The following is a 17,135-nucleotide window of genomic DNA, read 5'->3' as shown; positions in this document are numbered from 1 at the left end:
GGCGCGGCATTCGCTCGCGCCGCCGGTTGAACTACGAAGCGTTTCGGAGCGAACGGAACGACGTACGCATTTCGTCGACAAAGAGTTCGGGTTGCTCCCACGCGGCGAAGTGGCCGCCCTTGCTCATCCTGTTGTAGTGAATGAGCCTGGAATAGGCGTCCTTGGCCCAGCTATGGGGCGCGGTGTAGATCTCGTCCGGGAATGCGCTGACTGCGACGGGAATCTTGACGCCTCTGATATCGAAGAAGCCGGCGGTCGAGACCTGATGCGTGTCCCAGTAGAGGCGGGCTGATGAGACAGCGGTGTTGGTGAGCCAGTAGAGGGTGATGTTGTCGAGAACATCGTCGCGCGAGAGTCCTTCCTTCTGTCCGTTGAAGACGCGGGTAATCATCTCCTCGCTGCGGGCGTCATGATCGAGCATCCAGGCTGCGAGCCCGACAGGCGAATCGGCCAGCCCGTAGAGGGTCTGCGGACGATTCGACATCTCGATGGCGTAACCCAACCCCTTCTTGTAGAAGACGTCGAGTTGATCCCATGCCTGTTTCTCCTCGCCGGTAAGACCGGCAGGCGGCGCCTGGTTGAACGACAGGGCTCTCGAAACCTCGGGCGGAACTGTCGCCGGCATGTTGGTGTGAATGCCGATCAGCCCTACCGGCTCCTGCAATGCCATCGTTTCCGAGACGGCATTACCCCAATCCCCACCCTGCGCCACGAACTGCTTGTAGCCGAGCCGCCGCATCAGGGTCGTCCATGCACGCGCAATGCGAACGGGAGTCCATCCGGGCTCCGTCGGCTTGCCGGAAAATCCGTGTCCGGGAAGCGAGGGGATGACGAGGTCGAACGCATCCGCCGCGGTCCCGTCATGGGCCGTCGGGTTGGTCAGCGGTTCGATAATCTTCATCTGTTCGATGATCGAGCCCGGCCAGCCATGGGTGACGATCATCGGCAGCGCATTCGAATGCTTCGAGCGAACGTGGATGAAGTGAATATCGAGTCCGTCGATCTCAGTGATGAACTGCGGCAGGCTGTTGAGCCGCGCCTCGACCTTCCTCCAGTCATGGTGGGCGTACCAGTACTGTGCGAGCTGTTGAACAGTCTTGAGCTGCACGCCCTGGGAATCGTCAGCGACCGTCTCCCTGTCGGGCCAGCGTGTCGCTGCGATGCGCCGCCGGAGATCGGCAATCTGCTCTTCGGGAATGTCAATGCGGAACGGGCGAACGGCTTCATTGATTTCAGCCGCGACGGCAGATGCTCCGGATGAAAGCAGACTTGATGCGCTGAGGGATGCGATGCCGATTGCAGCGGTCCCTAAAAGCCGGCGGCGATCGTGGTTGATGACTTCATTGTTCGAGTTCGTAGTCATGGATATCTCCTGGTCCAGAACTGGCTGTGAGCAAAACTGGCGAATGAGCGAGAGGAGGCTGCATGTACGCAGATCGATCCCGCCCTGTGGCGTTCCGGCGCGGCATCGCCAGGGACGCCGCAAGGTTCGTCATGCGTGCTGCGAAGGCGAGCAAGCTGGCGACATCCCTCATTTGGATGGCGACCAAGACTGCGTTGATCGAACAGATCAGGTCGCTATGCATGCAGCGCGTGAAGATGCGAATTCGGTCAGCGTACTCGTGTTGGGATCGGAAGAACGACACGACTATCTCCTGGCGTGATTGGCCGGCGATCGAATGGTTCGGTCGTTCGTATATGTGAGGTCTTTTCTGCCGCGGCTTTGCACGAATTGCCGGGCTGTTGTCACCAATTGCTGTCGAAGATCGTCGTGAAGTCCGGCGGGAAATCGTGATGCGCTCTCGAACCTGGCTTTTGCGTCTGCTCCATCCGCGGATTCATGAGGCAAGGAATGACAAAGCGACAGCATGCCTTGCAAAGGCGTTGATCGCTCACCCGCCTATCATCTCCTGACGGAATAGCTGCCGCAGTTGCGGCCCCACGATTGAACACAGGAGAATGTCATGAACCCTATGTCACGCCGCCATGTCCTTGCTGCCAGCGCCGGAGGTCTTTTGACGGCGTCTGCACTTACGAACGCACAAGCCGCGTCATCCCAGTTCAAGGCGGGTGACGGGGGCATCGCACGGCAAGCGGTCGAGCTGCCGCCGGGCGAAAAAGTCACCTATCACGATCCGAAGGATGTGGCCGCGCTTCCCGATTTCCGCTTCTCGCTCGACGGCAACATTCCGAAAGTGACCTCCGGCGGCTGGGCGAAAGAAGCCACCGTCCACCAGTTCCCTATCAGCAAGGGGATCGCGTGCGTCCACATGTTCCTCGATCCCGGTGCGTCTCGCGAACTGCACTGGCATGCGATCGCAGCAGAATGGGCCTTCGTGATCGACGGCCGCTGCCAGACGGAGGTTCTCGACCCGTCGGGAGCAGGCGAGATCAACAACTATGGACCGGGTGACCTCTGGTACTTCCCGAAGGGACATGGTCATTCGATCCAGACGATTGGCGACAAGCCCTGGCCCAAGGAGTCGACGCACAAATGGATCGATCTTTCCCTTGTGGGACAGAGGCCACGGCCAAAGTACGTCTCAACTGCTACGCGGCCTTCTCTACCTCTATGGTTACGTGCGACAGTTCGTGAATATGAACCAGCTTATCGCGATAGGCGGACGGCTCCTTCGGAACTGCCGAGCGAATCGACACGATGGCTGCATGATGGCCCGGGCCAAGCTGCCAGACATGTAGGTCGGCAATCTGGTCGCCATTGACCTCAATTGCCTCACGGATTTCTACCGGCAATTCCTCGTCGGCGGGCAGATAGTCGAGTAAAACTCCGCCCGCGTCGCGAATGAGGCCCCATGACCACCGCGCTATGACAAGCCCGCCGACAATTCCCATCGCCGGGTCCATCCAGTTCCAGCCATAGAGAGCGCCGAGCACAAGCGCGGCAATCGCCAGAACCGAAGTCAGGGCATCCGCCAGAACATGCAGATACGCCGCGCGCAAATTGTTGTCGCTCGCTGGTGCATGGGCGTGATGGTCATGATCGTGATCATGGCCGTGCCCATGATGATGGTGCGCGTGGTCGTCGCGCAGTAACCACGCGCAAAGCAGATTTACACCGAGACCGATTACAGCAACCGTGATCGCTTGAGGAAAGTCAATCGCGACGGGGCTGTAAAGGCGCAACAGACTTTCCCAGCCGATTAGCAAAGCAATAAGTGCCAGCACGACGGCACTTGCAAAGCCGGCGAGGTCGCCAAGCTTTCCGGTGCCGAACGTAAAGCGCGGGTTTCGCGCGTTCTTGCGGGCGTAGAAATAAGCAAGTGCGGCGATCAGCATAGCGGCCGCGTGGGTGGACATGTGCCAGCCATCCGCGACAAGGGCCATGGAACCGTAAATCGAGCCTGCCGTAATCTCGACCACCATCATCGTTGCCGTGATGGCAATTATCAGCCAAGTGCGACGCTCGTTTCGCTCGTGGTTATCGCCAAGGAAAACGTGGTCGTGGGGGCTGGAAAGTCTGGCCTGCAGATCAGTCATCTTAAATACGTCCTCACGACTTCAATCAGTTCGGCCGCGCCTTGGGCGCGAGCAGCGTTGCCGTCCTTGTCAGGGTTGGAAACATGCTCTCGGATATGGTCCTCGATCAGTTCGGCTGTGAGACCGGTCACCGCGCCGCGCACCGAGGCTACGAGGTTCAGCACCTCGCCGCAGGGAGCTTCAGCCTCCAGGGAGCGCTCAATGGCTTCGATCTGGCCCTTTAAGCGCCGAACGCGCGCCAGCAGCTTGGCCTGATTTTTTGAGGTATGAGCCATAGTATAGGGGGATACCCTATTTTGCGGATTTGTGCAACGATCGGATGTCCAAGGAGATTGCATGCAATCTGAACCCACGACCGCACCCCTCCGCCGCGTTGTCCTGATTGTCGCCCTGCTCAACCTTGCCTATTTCGGCGTGGAGTTTGCGGTCGCGCTGTCGATCGGCTCGGTTTCGCTTTTTGCTGACAGCGTCGATTTTCTTGAAGATACTTCGGTTAATCTGCTGATCTTTTTTGCCCTTTCCTGGACGGCTGTGACCCGCGCCCGTGTCGGCATGGCTATGGCCGGAATCCTTCTGGTCCCGGTCCTCGCGCTGCTCTGGGCGCTTTTGCGTAAATTTGCATATCCGGTCCCGCCCGAACCGTTCGCGCTTTCGCTCACCGGCGTTGGCGCATTGTCCGTCAATCTGTTCTGCGCCTTCCTGCTGGCGCGGTTCCGCTCTCACAGCGGAAGCTTGACGCGGGCGGCCTTCCTCTCCGCTCGTAATGACGCGGTTGCCAATGTTGCCATCATCGGGGCGGGCTTGGTCACAGCCTATCTTTGGCAAACGGTCTGGCCTGACGTGATCGTCGGCGTTGCGATTGCGGCCATGAACATTGATGCGGCCCGCGAGGTATGGGAAGCGGCGCGCGAAGAGCACAAAGCTGTTGCTTGAGCCCGAGGTTGGCCGAACATCGAGAGTATGTAGCTGAAGCAGCGACACGTGGGTCTGCTGCGAAGCACCTCTGCAAGTATCCATCCTGCCTCGACAAGTTTTTCGGCGGCTTGACGTATCAGCCGCCTAGCGATGCGTGCTGGATCGCCAGCAGCACGACAATGATGACCGCCAGTATCGCCGACAGGTCAGCATACCCATCTCGTGGGCATGGCTGTTACTGCTTCGCTGCAGTTCTCAGCCAGTCCCGAAACAGGTTGAGTTTCGGAGTCGCCGGCCTGTCTTGCGGCGTCACGAAGTAGTAGCCCGCCGACGGCATGGAGACATTGAAGGGCACCACCAGGCGTCCATTCGCAACGTCGTCCGCGACATAGGCGGTGTGACCCATGGCAACGCCGAGACCGTCGATGGCGGCCTGAATGGTCATGAAGGCCAGATCGAATGTCAGCCCGCGGTTTTGCGACAGGTGCGCGGGCAGGCCAGCTGCGGTGAGCCAAAGGCGCCAGTCGTCGATGGTGCTGGACGTATGCAGCAGGGTGGCATGCTCCAGGTCTTCCGGCCGCCGCAGCGCGCGTTCGCCAGTCAGGAGTTTCGGGCTGCAAACCGGAAACAGATGTTCGGCCATCAGCCACTCGGCGTCCAGCCCCGGCCATCGTCCCTGTCCGTACCGGATCGCCGCGTCGACATTGCTGGTGCGGAAATCCACCAGTTCGGTCGAGGTGGTGATGCGAACGTCGATCTCCGGATGCTGTTCCTGAAAGGACGACAATCTGGGCAGCAGCCATTTCACCGCGAGCGATGTCAGGGTGCTGATCGTCAGCACGCGATCGTCGCCCTTACGCAGCAGGCGGTCGGTGGCGGTGCGCAAATCCTGAAACGCGGCACGGATGCCCGGCAGATACTCGGCGGCCTGCGGCGTCAGCGCCAGCGCGCGGCTTTGCCGGATGAACAGCCGGATGCCGAGTTCTTCCTCCAGCCGCCGGATCTGGTGGCTGATGGCGGTCTGGGTGACGTTCAGCTCCTGCGCGGCCTGGGTAAAGCTGAGGTGCCGTGCGGCGGCCTCGAAAGCGCGCAAACCGTTCAGGGAAGGAAGTCTGGCGGTCATCGGCGCCTCTAACGCATGAGATTATCTCATATTACAGGGGACAAGCTATCGTTTGTCAATGGGGGGTCGCGCGCCGATATTCGCACCATCAGATTTATTTCAGGAGGCTACGATGTCTGCTTACACCACCAATTTGATGACAAATCATCATCACTCAACGATGCACCCGGTCGCCGCTGCGATCTCCGACCTGTTCCACACCTGGGCCGAGCGCTCCAAGCGCCGGGCAGAACTGGCCCGCCTCAGCGACAGGGACTTTCACGACGTCGGCGCGAGCTGGAGCGACTTCGCCTACGAAGCCGGCAAGCCCTTCTGGCGCGAGTAAGCGCCTGACGCGAGTCTGATCCGCCCTTGTCCTCCTCCCCGGATCAGACTCGCTTTTTCCTCTCATATGAAGCCGATGGAGCGCGTCATGCAGGCCGAACCTGATCATCGCTTTGTCCTGAGCAACCTCGGCCGTTACACCGATGTTGTCCGGCTGAAAGACGGCAAGCCGCTGACGGTTCGCTTTATCGAGCCAAAAGATGCTGACGGGCTGCTGTTCTACTTCCGCTCGCTGTCGCGCCAGTCACGTTACAATCGGCTGATGGGCGCCGCGAGCGAGTTGCCGCCGTCGGAACTCGACAAGGCGCTTCATATTGGCGAGGCCAGCCGTTTTGCGGTCATCGCCGAAATGAAGGTCGACGGTGTCGAGACCATTGTCGGCGAGTCCCGCTACAGCTACGACCCGGAAACGCAGAAAACTGAATTCGGACTGTCGATTGGTGACCCCTGGCAGGGCCAGGGCATCGGCTCCGCCATCCTGTCGAATCTCGAATGCCGCGCGGCGGCGCTCGGTGCATCGCGTCTGTTCGGCGAAACCTTCCGCAACAACGAGCAGATGATCGGGCTCGCGCGCAAGGCCGGTTACTCTTTCATGGCAGCCCCCAGCGACTGGCGGCAGGTGCGGTTCGAGAAGCCGTTGCATCGCGCCGCCGAGATACCTTGTGCGAGCTGGAAGCAGGCCGCGATGGCGGGCTGGCTACCGAACGAAGCGCTGCTGGCTGTGCACTGATGTCCTGATGTTATGGCCCCGGCGCGCCTCGCGCGCCGTCGGCTTGTATGCCCTCCTCCGGATCGAATAGTGTTCAAAAGGCGCCGGTTCCGGCGTTCGATCCGGGAGTATCTGATGGCGCAATCCGTAAAAACCGATGTCTGGCTGGCCGCGGGCCTGCGTACGCCGTTCGCGAAAGTCGACGGCCCGCTGAGCGGCGTGGACGCCATCGCGCTGTCGGTCCAGGTGGTCAAGCACATGGTCGAGCGGCTGGGCGGCGGCAAGCCGGATTTCGCGGTGTGGGGCAACGTGGTGCCCAACCTGACCTGGAGCAACATCGCGCGCGAGATCCTGATGGATGCCGGGGTCGATCCGACGGTGCCGGCCTATTCCACCGTGATGGCATGCTCGACCAGCATGATGGGCGTCTTCGAAGCCGCCGGCATGATCGACGGCGAGGTGCGCAATCTTGCACTGGTCGGCGGCGTCGACAGCCTCAGCCAGGTTCAGCTCGGTCTCGGCATGTCGCTGTCGAACTGGGTGCGCCAGTTCCAGACCGCGCGATCGCTGGGACAAAAACTCACCCACGCCATCGATCTCAAGCTCAGCGACGTGCGTCTTTACATTCCGGCGGTCAGCAATCGCACCACCGGCATGAGCATGGGCGAGCACACGGAGATCACCGCCAAGGTCTGGAACATCTCGCGCGAGGCGCAGGACCAGATCGCGCTGGAGAGCCATCAGCGCGCAGTCGCCGCATGGGATCGCGGGTTCTTCGATGGCCTCGTCATTCCGTTCGACGGTGTGAAGCGCGACACCATTCCGCGCAAGGACACTTCTCTCGAGAAGCTGGCGCGGCTGTCGCCCTCATTCGATCGCACCAGCGGCAAGGGCACGCTGACTGCGGGCAACTCGTCGCCGCTCACCGACGGCGCATCGAGCATCTGGGTGGCTTCGCAAAAGGGCTTGGAGAAGCTTCCTTCCAACACGCCGCGCGTGAAACTGATCGACTGGGAAATCGCGTCGGTGGATTTCCGCACCGAAGGCCTCTTGATGGCGCCGCCCTATGCCATCCCGCGGCTGCTGGCACGGCATTCGCTGACCTATGCCGACATTCAGCTCTGGGAAATCCATGAAGCGTTCGCGGCGCAGGTGCTTGCGCATATCAAGGCGCTGGAGAGCCCGGAGTTCATTCGCGACAAGGCCGGCGTCAAAGCCGAGTTCGGCAAATTTCCGCGCGAGCGTATGAATCCGAACGGTGGTTCGACCGCACTCGGCCATCCGTTTGGTGCGACCGGCGCGCGCATCCTCAGTCAGGCCGTCAAAGAGCTGGCGGCGATGCCGAAGGGCAGCCGCGCCATCGTCAGCATTTGCGCCGACGGCGGGCAGGGCACCGTGGCGCTGCTGGAGGCGGCCTGACGTTCAGGGCTTCCAAGCCATGCCGTAGACTTTGCGTCCCGACACCGGATTGACGTCGTCATGGGTGTGGACAAAGCCGTTACGCTCGTAAAAGCGGATGGCGCGGGTGTTGTCGGTATTGACCAGCAGCGTGATGCCACCCGGCGACATCGCCTTGGCCTTGTCCATCAGCACGTTGCCGAGATCCGATCCCCATGCTTCGGGCGCGACCACGAGCTGGTCGAGATAACCGGATGCATCGATGGTAACGAAGCCGGTCATCGCGCCGTTCTGTTCGGCGACGACGATTTGCGCGACCGGCACCAGTTCATCGCGCCAGCGCGCGCGCCAGCCTTCCAGCCTCTGCGCGAAATCGATCGATGGATAGGCCAGGCTCCAGGTGCGAAGCCACAGGCCGATCGCCGCGTCCTCGTCCTCGGCGACGTATGGCCGCAGCGTGAACGATGCACTCATGATCGCAGCAAGCGGATCATCGCTCGGTCAGCTTCAGTTCGATACGACGGTTGCGCTTGTAGGCTTCCTCGGTCTTCTCCGGATCGAGCGGCTGGAATTCCGCAAAGCCTGCCGCGACCAGACGCTGGGCCGGCACGCCGAGTGAAACCAGATACTGCACCACCGAGATGGCGCGCGCCGATGACAACTCCCAGTTCGATTTGAACTGCGGGCTGTTGATCGGCCGAACATCGGTATGACCATCGACGCGCAGCACCCAGGCGATTTCCGCCGGAATCTGCTTGTCGAGATCGATCAGCGCGGTGGCGAGCTTTTCGAGTTCAGCGCGGCCTTCCGGCAGCAGCAGCGCCTGTCCGGTGTCGAAGAACACTTCGGACTGGAACACGAAACGGTCGCCGACAATGCGGACATCCGGGCGATTGCCGAGAATGGCGCGCAGCCGCCCGAAGAATTCGGAGCGATAGCGCGACAGTTCCTGCACGCGCTGGGCCAGCGCCACGTTCAGCCGCTGGCCGAGATCGGCGATCTTGGTCTGGGATTCCTTGTCGCGTTTTTCCGATGCGTCGAGCGCTTCCTCGAGCGCCGCCAACTGGCGGCGGAGCGCACTGATTTGCTGGTTCAGCACCTCGATCTGCGCCAGTGCCCGCGCGGAGACCTGCTTCTCGGAGTCGAGCGCCTTGCCGAGTTCGTTGGCGCGGCCCTGCGCGCTCGCGCCCGCCCCGGCGAGACCGTCATACAGCCCTTTGACCCGGTCGCGCTCGGCCTCGGCGGATGCAAGCCCCGCGCGCATCTGCGAAAGCTGATCGTCGAGGTTCAGCTTGCCGAGCTTTTCCAGCGAGAGGAGCTCGTTGAGCTGGGCGATCTGGGCGTTCAGCCGCTCCAGCGCCTTGTCCTTGCCGGTGACCTCCTGCGACAGAAAGAACTGCACCACAAGGAACACCGACAGCAAAAACACGATGGCCAGAACCAGCGTCGACAGCGCGTCGACGAAGCCCGGCCAGTAATTGAAACCGCTGTCGCTGCGGCGTGAACGCGAAAGCGCCATGGGCTGTCTCCGTTCAGTTGGTCTCGGGCTGCCGCGCGAGACGTTCCAGCAGCGCCTTGATTTCCTTGTTCTGCTCGCCCTGGCCGTCGGCCCATTCGCGGATCAGTTGCTGCTCGGTGCGCATATGATGCACGAGGCCCTGGATTGCTTCGGCGAGATTGGCCATCGCGGTGGTGGCGGTGCGGTTCGATCCCATTTCCTCGACCGCTTGCCGCAGCCGGTCCAGCGCGGGATTGAGATCGCCGTTTCCAGCGTGACCCTCGGCGGAATATTCCTGCACGGTTTCCGCCATCCAGTCTTCGAGGTCGGTGTAGAAGCGGTTCTGGGCCTGGCTCGATTGCAGATCAAGAAAGCCGAGGATCAGCGAGCCTGCGAGGCCGAACAGCGACGACGAGAACGAGATGCCCATGCCGCCGAGCGGGGCGGCGAGGCCTTCCTTCAGCGTGTCGAACACCGAGCCGGCGTCGCCGCCGACCTTGAGGCCCTCGATCACCTTGCCGACCGACCCGACGGTCTCGATCAGGCCCCAGAATGTGCCGAGCAGGCCGAGAAACACCAGAAGTCCCGTCATGTAGCGCGACAGGTCGCGCGCTTCATCGAGACGGGTCGCAATCGAATCCAGCATATGGCGCATGGTCTGCTGTGAGATGCTCATGCGTCCGCCGGTGCGGTGGCTGAGCATTGCCGCCATCGGCGCCAGCAGTCTGGGCCGCCGGTCGACCGCGAGGCCGGGATCGGAAATGCGGAAACTGTTGACCCACGAGATTTCAGGATAAAGCCGGATCACCTGCCGGAAGGCGAGGATGATACCGATGGCCAGCACGCCGGCGATCAGCGCGTTGAGTCCGGGATTGGCGAGAAACGCCACCCAGATCTGCTTGTAGAGCACGACAACAAGAAGGCCGCACAGAACGAGGAACACCAGCATCCGGACCAGAAAGATGCGCGGTGTCGACAGTTTTGTGACAACGATATCGGCTGCAGTGCTGGAGGCGGGAGTCTTTGCCATGGCGGATATTCAATCCTTGTCCGTGGAACGTGTCGGGCATCAATATGGCACAGCGGGGGCGGGAAAAAAGACACCATCGCCGATTTGACCCCAACTGCGGAACCGCGCCCGAACTGGCGCGGGTAACAATCGCGGTCTCGGTCAATTGCTGAGGCGAGGATATGATCCGGTTTTTCCGGGAAGGATTCGTCTCACCGGTAATTCAGGGTGGATCGAACGCTCTCTCTCCTCAATCCGAGGAGAGAAGATAAACCCAGCACGGTGTTCATGTGATCGGGATGGCCGGGACAAAAGGGCGTTCACGCCTGTCTTCGGCAGGCTATGACAACCGCTATCCGAGCGGCTTGAGAATTTTCACCAGTTCACGCTGGATTGTCTCGTTGCCGCAGACGACATGACCGGTGGCCATTGCGGTGTCGCCGCCCTCGATGCCGCTGACGACGCCGCCGGCTTCACGCACCATGATCAAACCGGCTGCGATGTCCCACGGCTGGAGATTGCGCTCCCAGTACCCATCGAGGCGTCCGGCGGCGACGAAGGCAAGATCGAGCGAGGCCGCGCCAAAGCGGCGCAGGCCCGCGACGCGATTTTGCATCTCGGCCATTTCGCGGCGGGAGAGTTCGTGATCGCCACGCCCGATATGCGGCAGGCCGCAGGCGACCACGCACTCGCTGAGCTGCTTGCGACCGGCGACGCGCAGGCGCTGGTCGTTCAGGAACGCGCCCTTGCCGCGCTCGGCGATGTAGAGTTCGTCATTGGCGGGATTGTAGATCACGCCCGCGATGATGGTGCCCTCGCGCTGCAATCCGATCGAGATCGCGAACTGCGGAATGCCGTGCAGGAAATTCGTCGTGCCGTCGAGCGGATCGACGATCCAGGTGTTCGCCTTGTCGGTGCCTTCGCGCGTGCCGCCTTCCTCGCCAAGAAAGCCGTAACCCGGACGGGCCTTGGTCAGATCGTCGTAGAGCATCTGCTCCGCACGCCTGTCGGCGAGCGATACGAAGTTGGCCGGACCCTTCAGGGACACCTGAAGGTTTTCGATCTCGCCGAGATCGCGCTTGAGGCTGCGGCCGGCGCGGCGCGCGGCCTTGACCATGACGTTGATGAGCGCTGAATGAAGCATTGTCTCGGCTTGCTGGATGAAGTGTGGGGCTGGTGTTGCGGATAAGCGCTGGCGCGTCAAGAGTAATGGCGGTGGTTATTGCTCATTTCGTGCCGAACCATTTCCTGGCGAGGTCTTCGGATTTCGCTTTTTCTATCGGAGATAACTGCGCAAATTTGGCGTCGAGGTCTGGATCACCGTTCCCGGCGGTCTTCGCGATCAGATGCCACTTGAAGCCCTGCACCTTGTCGACCGGAACACCGAGTCCGTCGACGAGAATGCGCGCCAGGCGATTCTGCGCGATCGGACTGTTCTGCCGGGCTGCCCGGTTCAGCAGCGCGATGGCGGTAGGCACATCCTTGGGCGTGCCGGTGCCGTTGTAGAGCGCAATGGCGTACTCGACCTCGGCATCCAGATTGTCGACCATCGCTGCGGCCCGCATCAGCTTCGCGGCTTCGGCGAGATCTTTCTCCACGCCGCGCCCTTCCTTGTAGAAAGTCGCGAGTGCGTATTGCGCTTCCGGGTTTCCGGCATTGGCCGCTTGACGGAACAGTTCGGCGGCGCGCTTGATGTCCTGCGGGAAGACCTGTCCTTCAAGGTAGAGCAGTCCGAGATTGTAGGCGGCCGCGGCCTTGCCGAGCTTGGCGGACGATGCCAGCAGCCGCGCGCCTTCGTCGCGATTGGCGGGACCGCCGCGTCCGGCGATCTTCATCATGCCGAGTGCGAACATTGCTTCGCGGTCGCCGCGGTCGGCGGCCTGCTTGTACCATTCCGCTGCCTTGGCATCGTCGCGCTTGATGCCGAGCGCGTTGGAATAGAGTTCGCCAAGCAGCGTCATCGATTTCGGATCGCCGGTTTCCTGGGCGCGCTTCAATGCGATGTTGAAGGCCGTGCGATAAAGGCCCATCTGGTAGGCGCCGTAAGCGAGATCGGCATTCGGATCGTCCGGAGCAGCAGGCGCAGCAGTCTTTTCGGGCGCACCTTTCTTCTGCTGTTTCGGTGCATCGGGTTTCGGCGCAGCCGCCTTCGGCGGCGCTGCCTTGGGTGCTGCGGCCTTAGGCGCTGCGGACTTCGGAGCGGGCGCTTCCGGCTTGATCGGCTCCGGGAAAGGATTGGGAGCGCCTTGCGCGAGGGCATTCGCCGAGAACGCCACAACACCGGCAACGGCCGATGCAAGAAGTCTTGCACGAGCGGCTGCGAGGGACGTGGCACGGCGAAGCGCGGTCATCGCGGCTTATCCTCCCGTGACCGTGGCGTGCGCGAGAGACGCCTCGAAGCCGCGCGCCACTGCCTGGCCGGCCTCGATCAGGACCGCCTGCGCGCCGCGCGAATCCTGCCAGATGAAATCGCCCACCAGAACAAAATCCGCGCCCGCCGCCGCGAACATCTGCGCCTCATCCAGCGTTGTGGCAAAGCCCACGCATGGAGGTTCGAACAGTTCGGCCCACCAGTCCAGCCGTTCGCAGATCGCGTCCGCAGAAGGGCGCTCGCCATTGGCATCCGGTTCGCCGAACAGCACGTAATCCGCGCCCGCTTCACCGGCCACCATCGCATCGTGCCGCGTGACAAGGCCTCCGACACCGAGAATGCGATCCGGCTTCAGCGAGGGCATCGCCTCCTGCATCGCCTCGATGCCGCTGACGTTCGCGCCATCCGCGCCGGAGCGCGCGACCTGTCCGAAATGTTGATCGATCAGCAGTGCCGCACCGGCCGTCTGAACCGGTTTTGCAAGCGCCTTGGCGCGCTGGATGATGCTGCGCTCATCGCCAGGCGCAAGGCGCAGCAGAACGGCGGCGACATCCGCCGCAGCCAGCAGCGCCGGTAGTTCGGACACAAGCTGCGCGGGATCGGCAACGACGGGTGTTGCGAGATAGAGAAGAGGCGCGGGGCGCGGCGGGGGAGGTTTGGTGGCCATGATGGCGGTGTGATGCTCGTGTGAGGTCGGAACAGATCACCGGACTGCGGCCAAAAAAGGGGCGGGATCGTGTCCCGCCCTCATGCTGAACGTCAGGCGATCTTCGGGTCGAGTTCGCCCTTGGCGTAACGCTGCGCCATCTGGGCGGTGGTCAGAACCTTTTTGATCTTGCTGGCCTGGCCTGCGGTGTTGAACTCCTGCAAGCGCTGCTTGCAGAGCCTGGTCATCGCTTCCATCGCAGGCTTCAGATACTTGCGTGGATCGAACTCGCTCGGATTCTCCTGCAGAACCTTGCGGATCTGGCCGGTCATCGCCATGCGGTTATCGGTGTCGATGTTGATCTTGCGCACGCCGTTCTTGATGCCGCGCTGGATTTCGGCGACCGGCACACCCCAGGTCGGCTTCATCTGGCCGCCGAACTTGTTGATGATGTCCTGCAGATCCTGCGGCACCGACGACGAGCCGTGCATCACCAGATGCGTGTTCGGCAGCTTGCGGTGAATTTCCTCGATCACGTTCATCGCAAGGATGTCGCCGTCCGGCTTGCGGGTGAACTTGTAGGCGCCGTGCGAGGTGCCCATCGCAATCGCCAGCGCGTCGACCTGGGTTTCCTTGACGAACTTCACGGCTTCATCCGGATTGGTCAGAAGCTGGTCGTGGGAGAGCTTGCCCTCGAAGCCGTGACCATCTTCCTTCTCGCCTTCGCCGCTTTCGAGCGAGCCGAGCACGCCGAGTTCGCCTTCCACCGAAATGCCGCCGAGATGCGCCATGTCGGTGACGGTCTTGGTCACGCCGACATTGTAGTCCCAGTCGCCCGGCGTCTTGCCGTCGGCCTTGAGCGAGCCGTCCATCATCACCGAGGTGAACCCGGCCTGGATCGCGGTCATGCAGGTGGCGGGCTCGTTGCCGTGATCCAGATGCACGCAGACCGGAATGTGCGGATAGATTTCCGTCACCGCGTCCATCATGTGCTTGAGCATCACGTCGTTGGCGTAGGAACGCGCGCCGCGCGAGGCCTGGATGATCACCGGCGCATCCACGGCATTGGCGGCTTCCATGATGGCCAGCGCCTGTTCCATGTTGTTGATGTTGAATGCCGGCACGCCGTAGTCGTTCTCGGCGGCATGATCCAGCAATTGACGCAACGTGATGCGGGCCATGGGTGCGTGTTCTCCGTCGTCTTGAAGGCAGCGCCAAGGGCGCCAGATCCGTTGAAAATTTAGCGTACTCTCAAAACTTCGACGCCGGGCAAAGGTTTCCCTTCCATCCACTCCAGAAAGGCGCCGCCTGCGGTCGAAACGTAGGTGAAATCGCGGCCCACGCCAGCGTGGTTCAGTGCCGCAACGGTGTCGCCGCCGCCGGCGACGGACACCAGCTTGCCGGCTTTGGTACGTGCTGCCGCATACTTGGCGGCCTGGACCGTACCGCGGTCAAACGGCGACATTTCAAACGCGCCGAGCGGCCCGTTCCACACCAGCGTCGCGGCGTCGTCGATGGCGGCATCGATGCGCTTGATCGACTGCGGCCCGACGTCGAGGATCATGCCGTTGGCCGGAATCGCGTCGAGGCCATAGGCATGGGATGGCGCGTTGGCCTCGAATTTCTCGGCAACCACGGCATCGACCGGCAGGATGATCGCGCAGTTGGTGGAATTGGCCTTGACGAGAATGCGCAGCGCCGTCGTGGCGAGATCCTTTTCGCAAAGCGAATTGCCGACATCGACGCCCTGAGCATGCAGGAAGGTATTGGCCATGCCGCCGCCGATCACCAGCGCATCGACCTTGCCGACGAGGTTTTCCAGAAGATCGATCTTGGTCGAGACCTTCGACCCGCCAACAATGGCGATCACCGGATGGACCGGCTCTTCCAGCGCCTTGCCGAGCGCGTCGAGCTCGGCTTCCATGGTGCGGCCGGCATAGCCCGGCAGCACGCGGCCGAGACCTTCGGTCGAGGCGTGGGCGCGATGGGCGCAGGAGAACGCGTCGTTGACCCAGATGTCGCCGAGCTTCGCAAGCTGCGCGACGAAGGCCGGATCGTTCTTCTCTTCGCCGGGATGAAAGCGGGTATTCTCGAGACAGAGGATCTCACCATTCTTCAGGCCGGCGACGGCCTGTTCGGCGATCGGGCCGACGCAGTCGGGCGCGAACTCGACATGGTGCTTCACAACGTAACCCAGTGCGGTGGCGACCGGCTTCAGCGAGTCCTTCGGGTCCGGTCCCTTCGGCCGGCCGAAATGCGCAAGGATAATGACTTTGCCGCCGGCTTCCGACAGTTCGATGATGGTCTTGGCGATGCGTTGCAGACGCGTGGTGTCAGACACGCGTCCATTGTCCATCGGCACGTTGAGGTCGACGCGCAGCAGCACGCGCTTTCCCTTCACGTCGACATCATCGAGGGTGCGAAATCCGGACATCAGGACTCGTTGCGACTAACGGTTGCGGCGAGGGCCGGTGAGATCAGATCAGCTTGCTCATCGCAGCGGCGGTGTCCGCCATGCGGTTCGAGAAGCCCCACTCGTTGTCGTACCACGACAGCACGCGCACCAGCGTTCCGCCCTGCACCTTGGTCTGGTCGAAGGCGAAGGTGGAGGAGTGGGCGTCGTGATTGAAGTCGATCGAGACGTTCGGATCGCTGGTGGTGCCGAGGATGCCTTTCAGCTCCTGCTGGGCCGCGCGCTTGACCGCGTCGTTGATCTCTTCCTTGGTGGTCGCCTTCTTGGCGACGATCTTGAGATCGATCACCGAGACATTCGGCGTCGGCACGCGGATCGCGACGCCGTCGAGCTTGCCCTGCAATTCCGGCAGCACGAGACCGATGGCCTTCGCAGCGCCGGTCGAGGTCGGGATCATCGACAGCGCAGCCGCACGGCCGCGATAGAGATCGCTGTGCATGGTGTCGAGGGTCGGCTGGTCGCCGGTATAGGCATGGATCGTGGTCATGAAACCGGTCTCGATGCCGACGGTGTCGTTCAGCACCTTGGCGACCGGCGCAAGACAGTTCGTGGTGCACGAGCCGTTGGAGACGACGAGATGATCCTTGGAGAGCTTGTCGTGGTTGACGCCGTAGACGATGGTGGCGTCCGCGCCGTCCGACGGCGCGGAGACCAGCACGCGCTTGGCGCCTGCGGTCAGATGCGCCGAAGCCTTGGCCTTGGCGCTGAAGATGCCGGTGCATTCCATGGCGATGTCGATGCCAAGGTCCTTCCAGGGCAGGGCCGACGGATCGCGCACCGCAGTCACCTTGATCTTGCCGTTGCCGAGGCTGATCGAGTCGCCCTCAACGGTCACGGTGCCCGGGAACCGGCCGTGCACCGAGTCATAGCGCAGCAGATGGGCGTTGGTTTCGACCGGCCCGAGATCGTTGATGGCGACCACCTCGATGTCCGTGCGCTTGGATTCATAAATGGCCCGCAGGATGTTGCGGCCGATACGGCCAAATCCATTGATCGCGACACGGACTGCCATTCTCAAGTTCTCCTCAACGGTTCGGAAATGACGATTTTCGAGGCGGTTTTTGCCCCGAATGACGTTTTGATGCAATCACTTGAATCCCCAAACTTGGGCCAAGGTTATCGCGCCGGGAGCCATCCGGCCCCAAGCCCTCATTTCGCGCATTCTTGCCAT

General features: G+C 62.0%; 17 protein-coding genes and 1 pseudogene. 5 read left to right on the top strand and 13 right to left on the bottom strand.

The genetic code is table 11. The features are described 5' to 3' along the window. Positions 1-31: 31 nt before the first annotated feature. Entirely contained in the window at positions 32-1,363 is a 1,332-nt protein-coding gene (locus tag HMPREF9695_RS17900; RefSeq protein WP_006022306.1) for an epoxide hydrolase family protein, read from the bottom strand. A gap of 601 nt (positions 1,364-1,964) precedes the next feature. Here HMPREF9695_RS17900 and HMPREF9695_RS25885 point away from each other — a divergent pair. Further along, positions 1,965-2,459: pseudogene (locus tag HMPREF9695_RS25885) on the top strand (cupin domain-containing protein); the annotation flags it as partial. 91 nt (positions 2,460-2,550) lie between these two features. Here the strand turns inward: HMPREF9695_RS25885 and dmeF are convergent. Both dmeF and HMPREF9695_RS17880 read right to left on the bottom strand, forming a co-directional pair. Continuing rightward, positions 2,551-3,498: a CDF family Co(II)/Ni(II) efflux transporter DmeF gene (gene dmeF / locus HMPREF9695_RS17885; RefSeq protein ID WP_006022303.1), complete on the bottom strand. Its 948-nt coding sequence runs from the start codon at positions 3,496-3,498 to the stop codon at positions 2,551-2,553. Then, positions 3,495-3,773 carry a metal/formaldehyde-sensitive transcriptional repressor gene (locus tag HMPREF9695_RS17880; RefSeq protein ID WP_006022302.1) on the bottom strand — a complete coding sequence of 93 codons (279 nt, stop codon included), beginning with the start codon at positions 3,771-3,773 and terminating at the stop codon, positions 3,495-3,497. The genes dmeF and HMPREF9695_RS17880 overlap by 4 nt, the downstream gene beginning before the upstream one ends. A gap of 61 nt (positions 3,774-3,834) precedes the next feature. Here HMPREF9695_RS17880 and HMPREF9695_RS17875 point away from each other — a divergent pair, with 61 nt between their 5' ends. Continuing rightward, positions 3,835-4,431 carry a cation efflux transmembrane domain-containing protein gene (locus HMPREF9695_RS17875; RefSeq protein WP_006022301.1) on the top strand — a complete coding sequence of 199 codons (597 nt, stop codon included), beginning with the start codon at positions 3,835-3,837 and terminating at the stop codon, positions 4,429-4,431. 217 nt (positions 4,432-4,648) lie between these two features. On the opposite strand, the gene HMPREF9695_RS17870 is transcribed toward HMPREF9695_RS17875, so the two are convergent. Next, positions 4,649-5,536, bottom strand: a complete 888-nt coding sequence (locus HMPREF9695_RS17870) for a transcriptional regulator GcvA (RefSeq protein ID WP_006022300.1) — start codon at positions 5,534-5,536, stop codon at positions 4,649-4,651. Positions 5,537-5,648: 112 nt separating this feature from the next. Here HMPREF9695_RS17870 and HMPREF9695_RS17865 point away from each other — a divergent pair, with 112 nt between their 5' ends. The 3 genes from HMPREF9695_RS17865 (at position 5,649) to HMPREF9695_RS17855 (ending at position 7,988) form a co-directional block, all read left to right on the top strand. Further along, a complete protein-coding gene (locus tag HMPREF9695_RS17865) occupies positions 5,649-5,861 on the top strand; it encodes a DUF1127 domain-containing protein (protein WP_006022299.1) in 213 nt (70 codons plus the stop codon). An 87-nt stretch (positions 5,862-5,948) separates the two neighbouring features. After that, the gene (locus HMPREF9695_RS17860) at positions 5,949-6,590 is read left to right on the top strand and encodes a GNAT family N-acetyltransferase (RefSeq protein WP_006022298.1); all 642 of its coding nucleotides are present in this window, start codon (positions 5,949-5,951) and stop codon (positions 6,588-6,590) included. A 114-nt stretch (positions 6,591-6,704) separates the two neighbouring features. Next, the gene (locus HMPREF9695_RS17855; protein ID WP_006022297.1) at positions 6,705-7,988 is read left to right on the top strand and encodes an acetyl-CoA C-acyltransferase; all 1,284 of its coding nucleotides are present in this window, start codon (positions 6,705-6,707) and stop codon (positions 7,986-7,988) included. 3 nt (positions 7,989-7,991) lie between these two features. On the opposite strand, the gene HMPREF9695_RS17850 is transcribed toward HMPREF9695_RS17855, so the two are convergent. From HMPREF9695_RS17850 to gap, 9 genes are all read right to left on the bottom strand, one after another. Continuing rightward, positions 7,992-8,441: a GNAT family N-acetyltransferase gene (locus HMPREF9695_RS17850; RefSeq protein WP_006022296.1), complete on the bottom strand. Its 450-nt coding sequence runs from the start codon at positions 8,439-8,441 to the stop codon at positions 7,992-7,994. 16 nt (positions 8,442-8,457) lie between these two features. After that, entirely contained in the window at positions 8,458-9,486 is a 1,029-nt protein-coding gene (locus HMPREF9695_RS17845; RefSeq protein ID WP_006022295.1) for a peptidoglycan -binding protein, read from the bottom strand. A 13-nt stretch (positions 9,487-9,499) separates the two neighbouring features. Then, complete coding sequence (locus HMPREF9695_RS17840; protein WP_006022294.1) at positions 9,500-10,495, bottom strand: hypothetical protein; 996 nt, start codon at positions 10,493-10,495, stop codon at positions 9,500-9,502. Between the two features lie 331 nt (positions 10,496-10,826). Then, a complete protein-coding gene (locus HMPREF9695_RS17835) occupies positions 10,827-11,618 on the bottom strand; it encodes an inositol monophosphatase family protein (protein ID WP_006022293.1) in 792 nt (263 codons plus the stop codon). A gap of 82 nt (positions 11,619-11,700) precedes the next feature. Beyond that, positions 11,701-12,825 (bottom strand): tetratricopeptide repeat protein, encoded by a 1,125-nt coding sequence (locus tag HMPREF9695_RS17830; protein ID WP_006022292.1) that lies wholly within the window; start codon positions 12,823-12,825, stop codon positions 11,701-11,703. A gap of 6 nt (positions 12,826-12,831) precedes the next feature. Further along, positions 12,832-13,512: a thiamine phosphate synthase gene (locus HMPREF9695_RS17825; protein WP_006022291.1), complete on the bottom strand. Its 681-nt coding sequence runs from the start codon at positions 13,510-13,512 to the stop codon at positions 12,832-12,834. Positions 13,513-13,604: 92 nt separating this feature from the next. After that, entirely contained in the window at positions 13,605-14,672 is a 1,068-nt protein-coding gene (gene fba, locus HMPREF9695_RS17820; protein WP_006022290.1) for a class II fructose-bisphosphate aldolase, read from the bottom strand. Between the two features lie 59 nt (positions 14,673-14,731). Beyond that, entirely contained in the window at positions 14,732-15,928 is a 1,197-nt protein-coding gene (locus HMPREF9695_RS17815) for a phosphoglycerate kinase (RefSeq protein WP_024920458.1), read from the bottom strand. 40 nt (positions 15,929-15,968) lie between these two features. Then, a complete protein-coding gene (gene gap, locus HMPREF9695_RS17810) occupies positions 15,969-16,976 on the bottom strand; it encodes a type I glyceraldehyde-3-phosphate dehydrogenase (protein ID WP_006022288.1) in 1,008 nt (335 codons plus the stop codon). Positions 16,977-17,135 lie beyond the last annotated feature (159 nt).

The organism is Afipia broomeae ATCC 49717, from assembly GCF_000314675.2.
Lineage (GTDB): Bacteria > Pseudomonadota > Alphaproteobacteria > Rhizobiales > Xanthobacteraceae > Afipia > Afipia broomeae.
Note: the sequence above shows the minus strand (reverse complement) of the source record. Positions and strands in the feature narration are given on the sequence as shown.

Coding starts and splice junctions, on each gene's coding strand:
- HMPREF9695_RS17900 (WP_006022306.1), bottom strand. CDS start 1,363: ATGACTACGAACTCGAACAATGAAGTCATCAACCACGATCGCCGCCGG.
- dmeF (WP_006022303.1), bottom strand. CDS start 3,498: ATGACTGATCTGCAGGCCAGACTTTCCAGCCCCCACGACCACGTTTTC.
- HMPREF9695_RS17880 (WP_006022302.1), bottom strand. CDS start 3,773: ATGGCTCATACCTCAAAAAATCAGGCCAAGCTGCTGGCGCGCGTTCGG.
- HMPREF9695_RS17875 (WP_006022301.1), top strand. CDS start 3,835: ATGCAATCTGAACCCACGACCGCACCCCTCCGCCGCGTTGTCCTGATT.
- HMPREF9695_RS17870 (WP_006022300.1), bottom strand. CDS start 5,536: ATGACCGCCAGACTTCCTTCCCTGAACGGTTTGCGCGCTTTCGAGGCC.
- HMPREF9695_RS17865 (WP_006022299.1), top strand. CDS start 5,649: ATGTCTGCTTACACCACCAATTTGATGACAAATCATCATCACTCAACG.
- HMPREF9695_RS17860 (WP_006022298.1), top strand. CDS start 5,949: ATGCAGGCCGAACCTGATCATCGCTTTGTCCTGAGCAACCTCGGCCGT.
- HMPREF9695_RS17855 (WP_006022297.1), top strand. CDS start 6,705: ATGGCGCAATCCGTAAAAACCGATGTCTGGCTGGCCGCGGGCCTGCGT.
- HMPREF9695_RS17850 (WP_006022296.1), bottom strand. CDS start 8,441: ATGAGTGCATCGTTCACGCTGCGGCCATACGTCGCCGAGGACGAGGAC.
- HMPREF9695_RS17845 (WP_006022295.1), bottom strand. CDS start 9,486: ATGGCGCTTTCGCGTTCACGCCGCAGCGACAGCGGTTTCAATTACTGG.
- HMPREF9695_RS17840 (WP_006022294.1), bottom strand. CDS start 10,495: ATGGCAAAGACTCCCGCCTCCAGCACTGCAGCCGATATCGTTGTCACA.
- HMPREF9695_RS17835 (WP_006022293.1), bottom strand. CDS start 11,618: ATGCTTCATTCAGCGCTCATCAACGTCATGGTCAAGGCCGCGCGCCGC.
- HMPREF9695_RS17830 (WP_006022292.1), bottom strand. CDS start 12,825: ATGACCGCGCTTCGCCGTGCCACGTCCCTCGCAGCCGCTCGTGCAAGA.
- HMPREF9695_RS17825 (WP_006022291.1), bottom strand. CDS start 13,512: ATGGCCACCAAACCTCCCCCGCCGCGCCCCGCGCCTCTTCTCTATCTC.
- fba (WP_006022290.1), bottom strand. CDS start 14,672: ATGGCCCGCATCACGTTGCGTCAATTGCTGGATCATGCCGCCGAGAAC.
- gap (WP_006022288.1), bottom strand. CDS start 16,976: ATGGCAGTCCGTGTCGCGATCAATGGATTTGGCCGTATCGGCCGCAAC.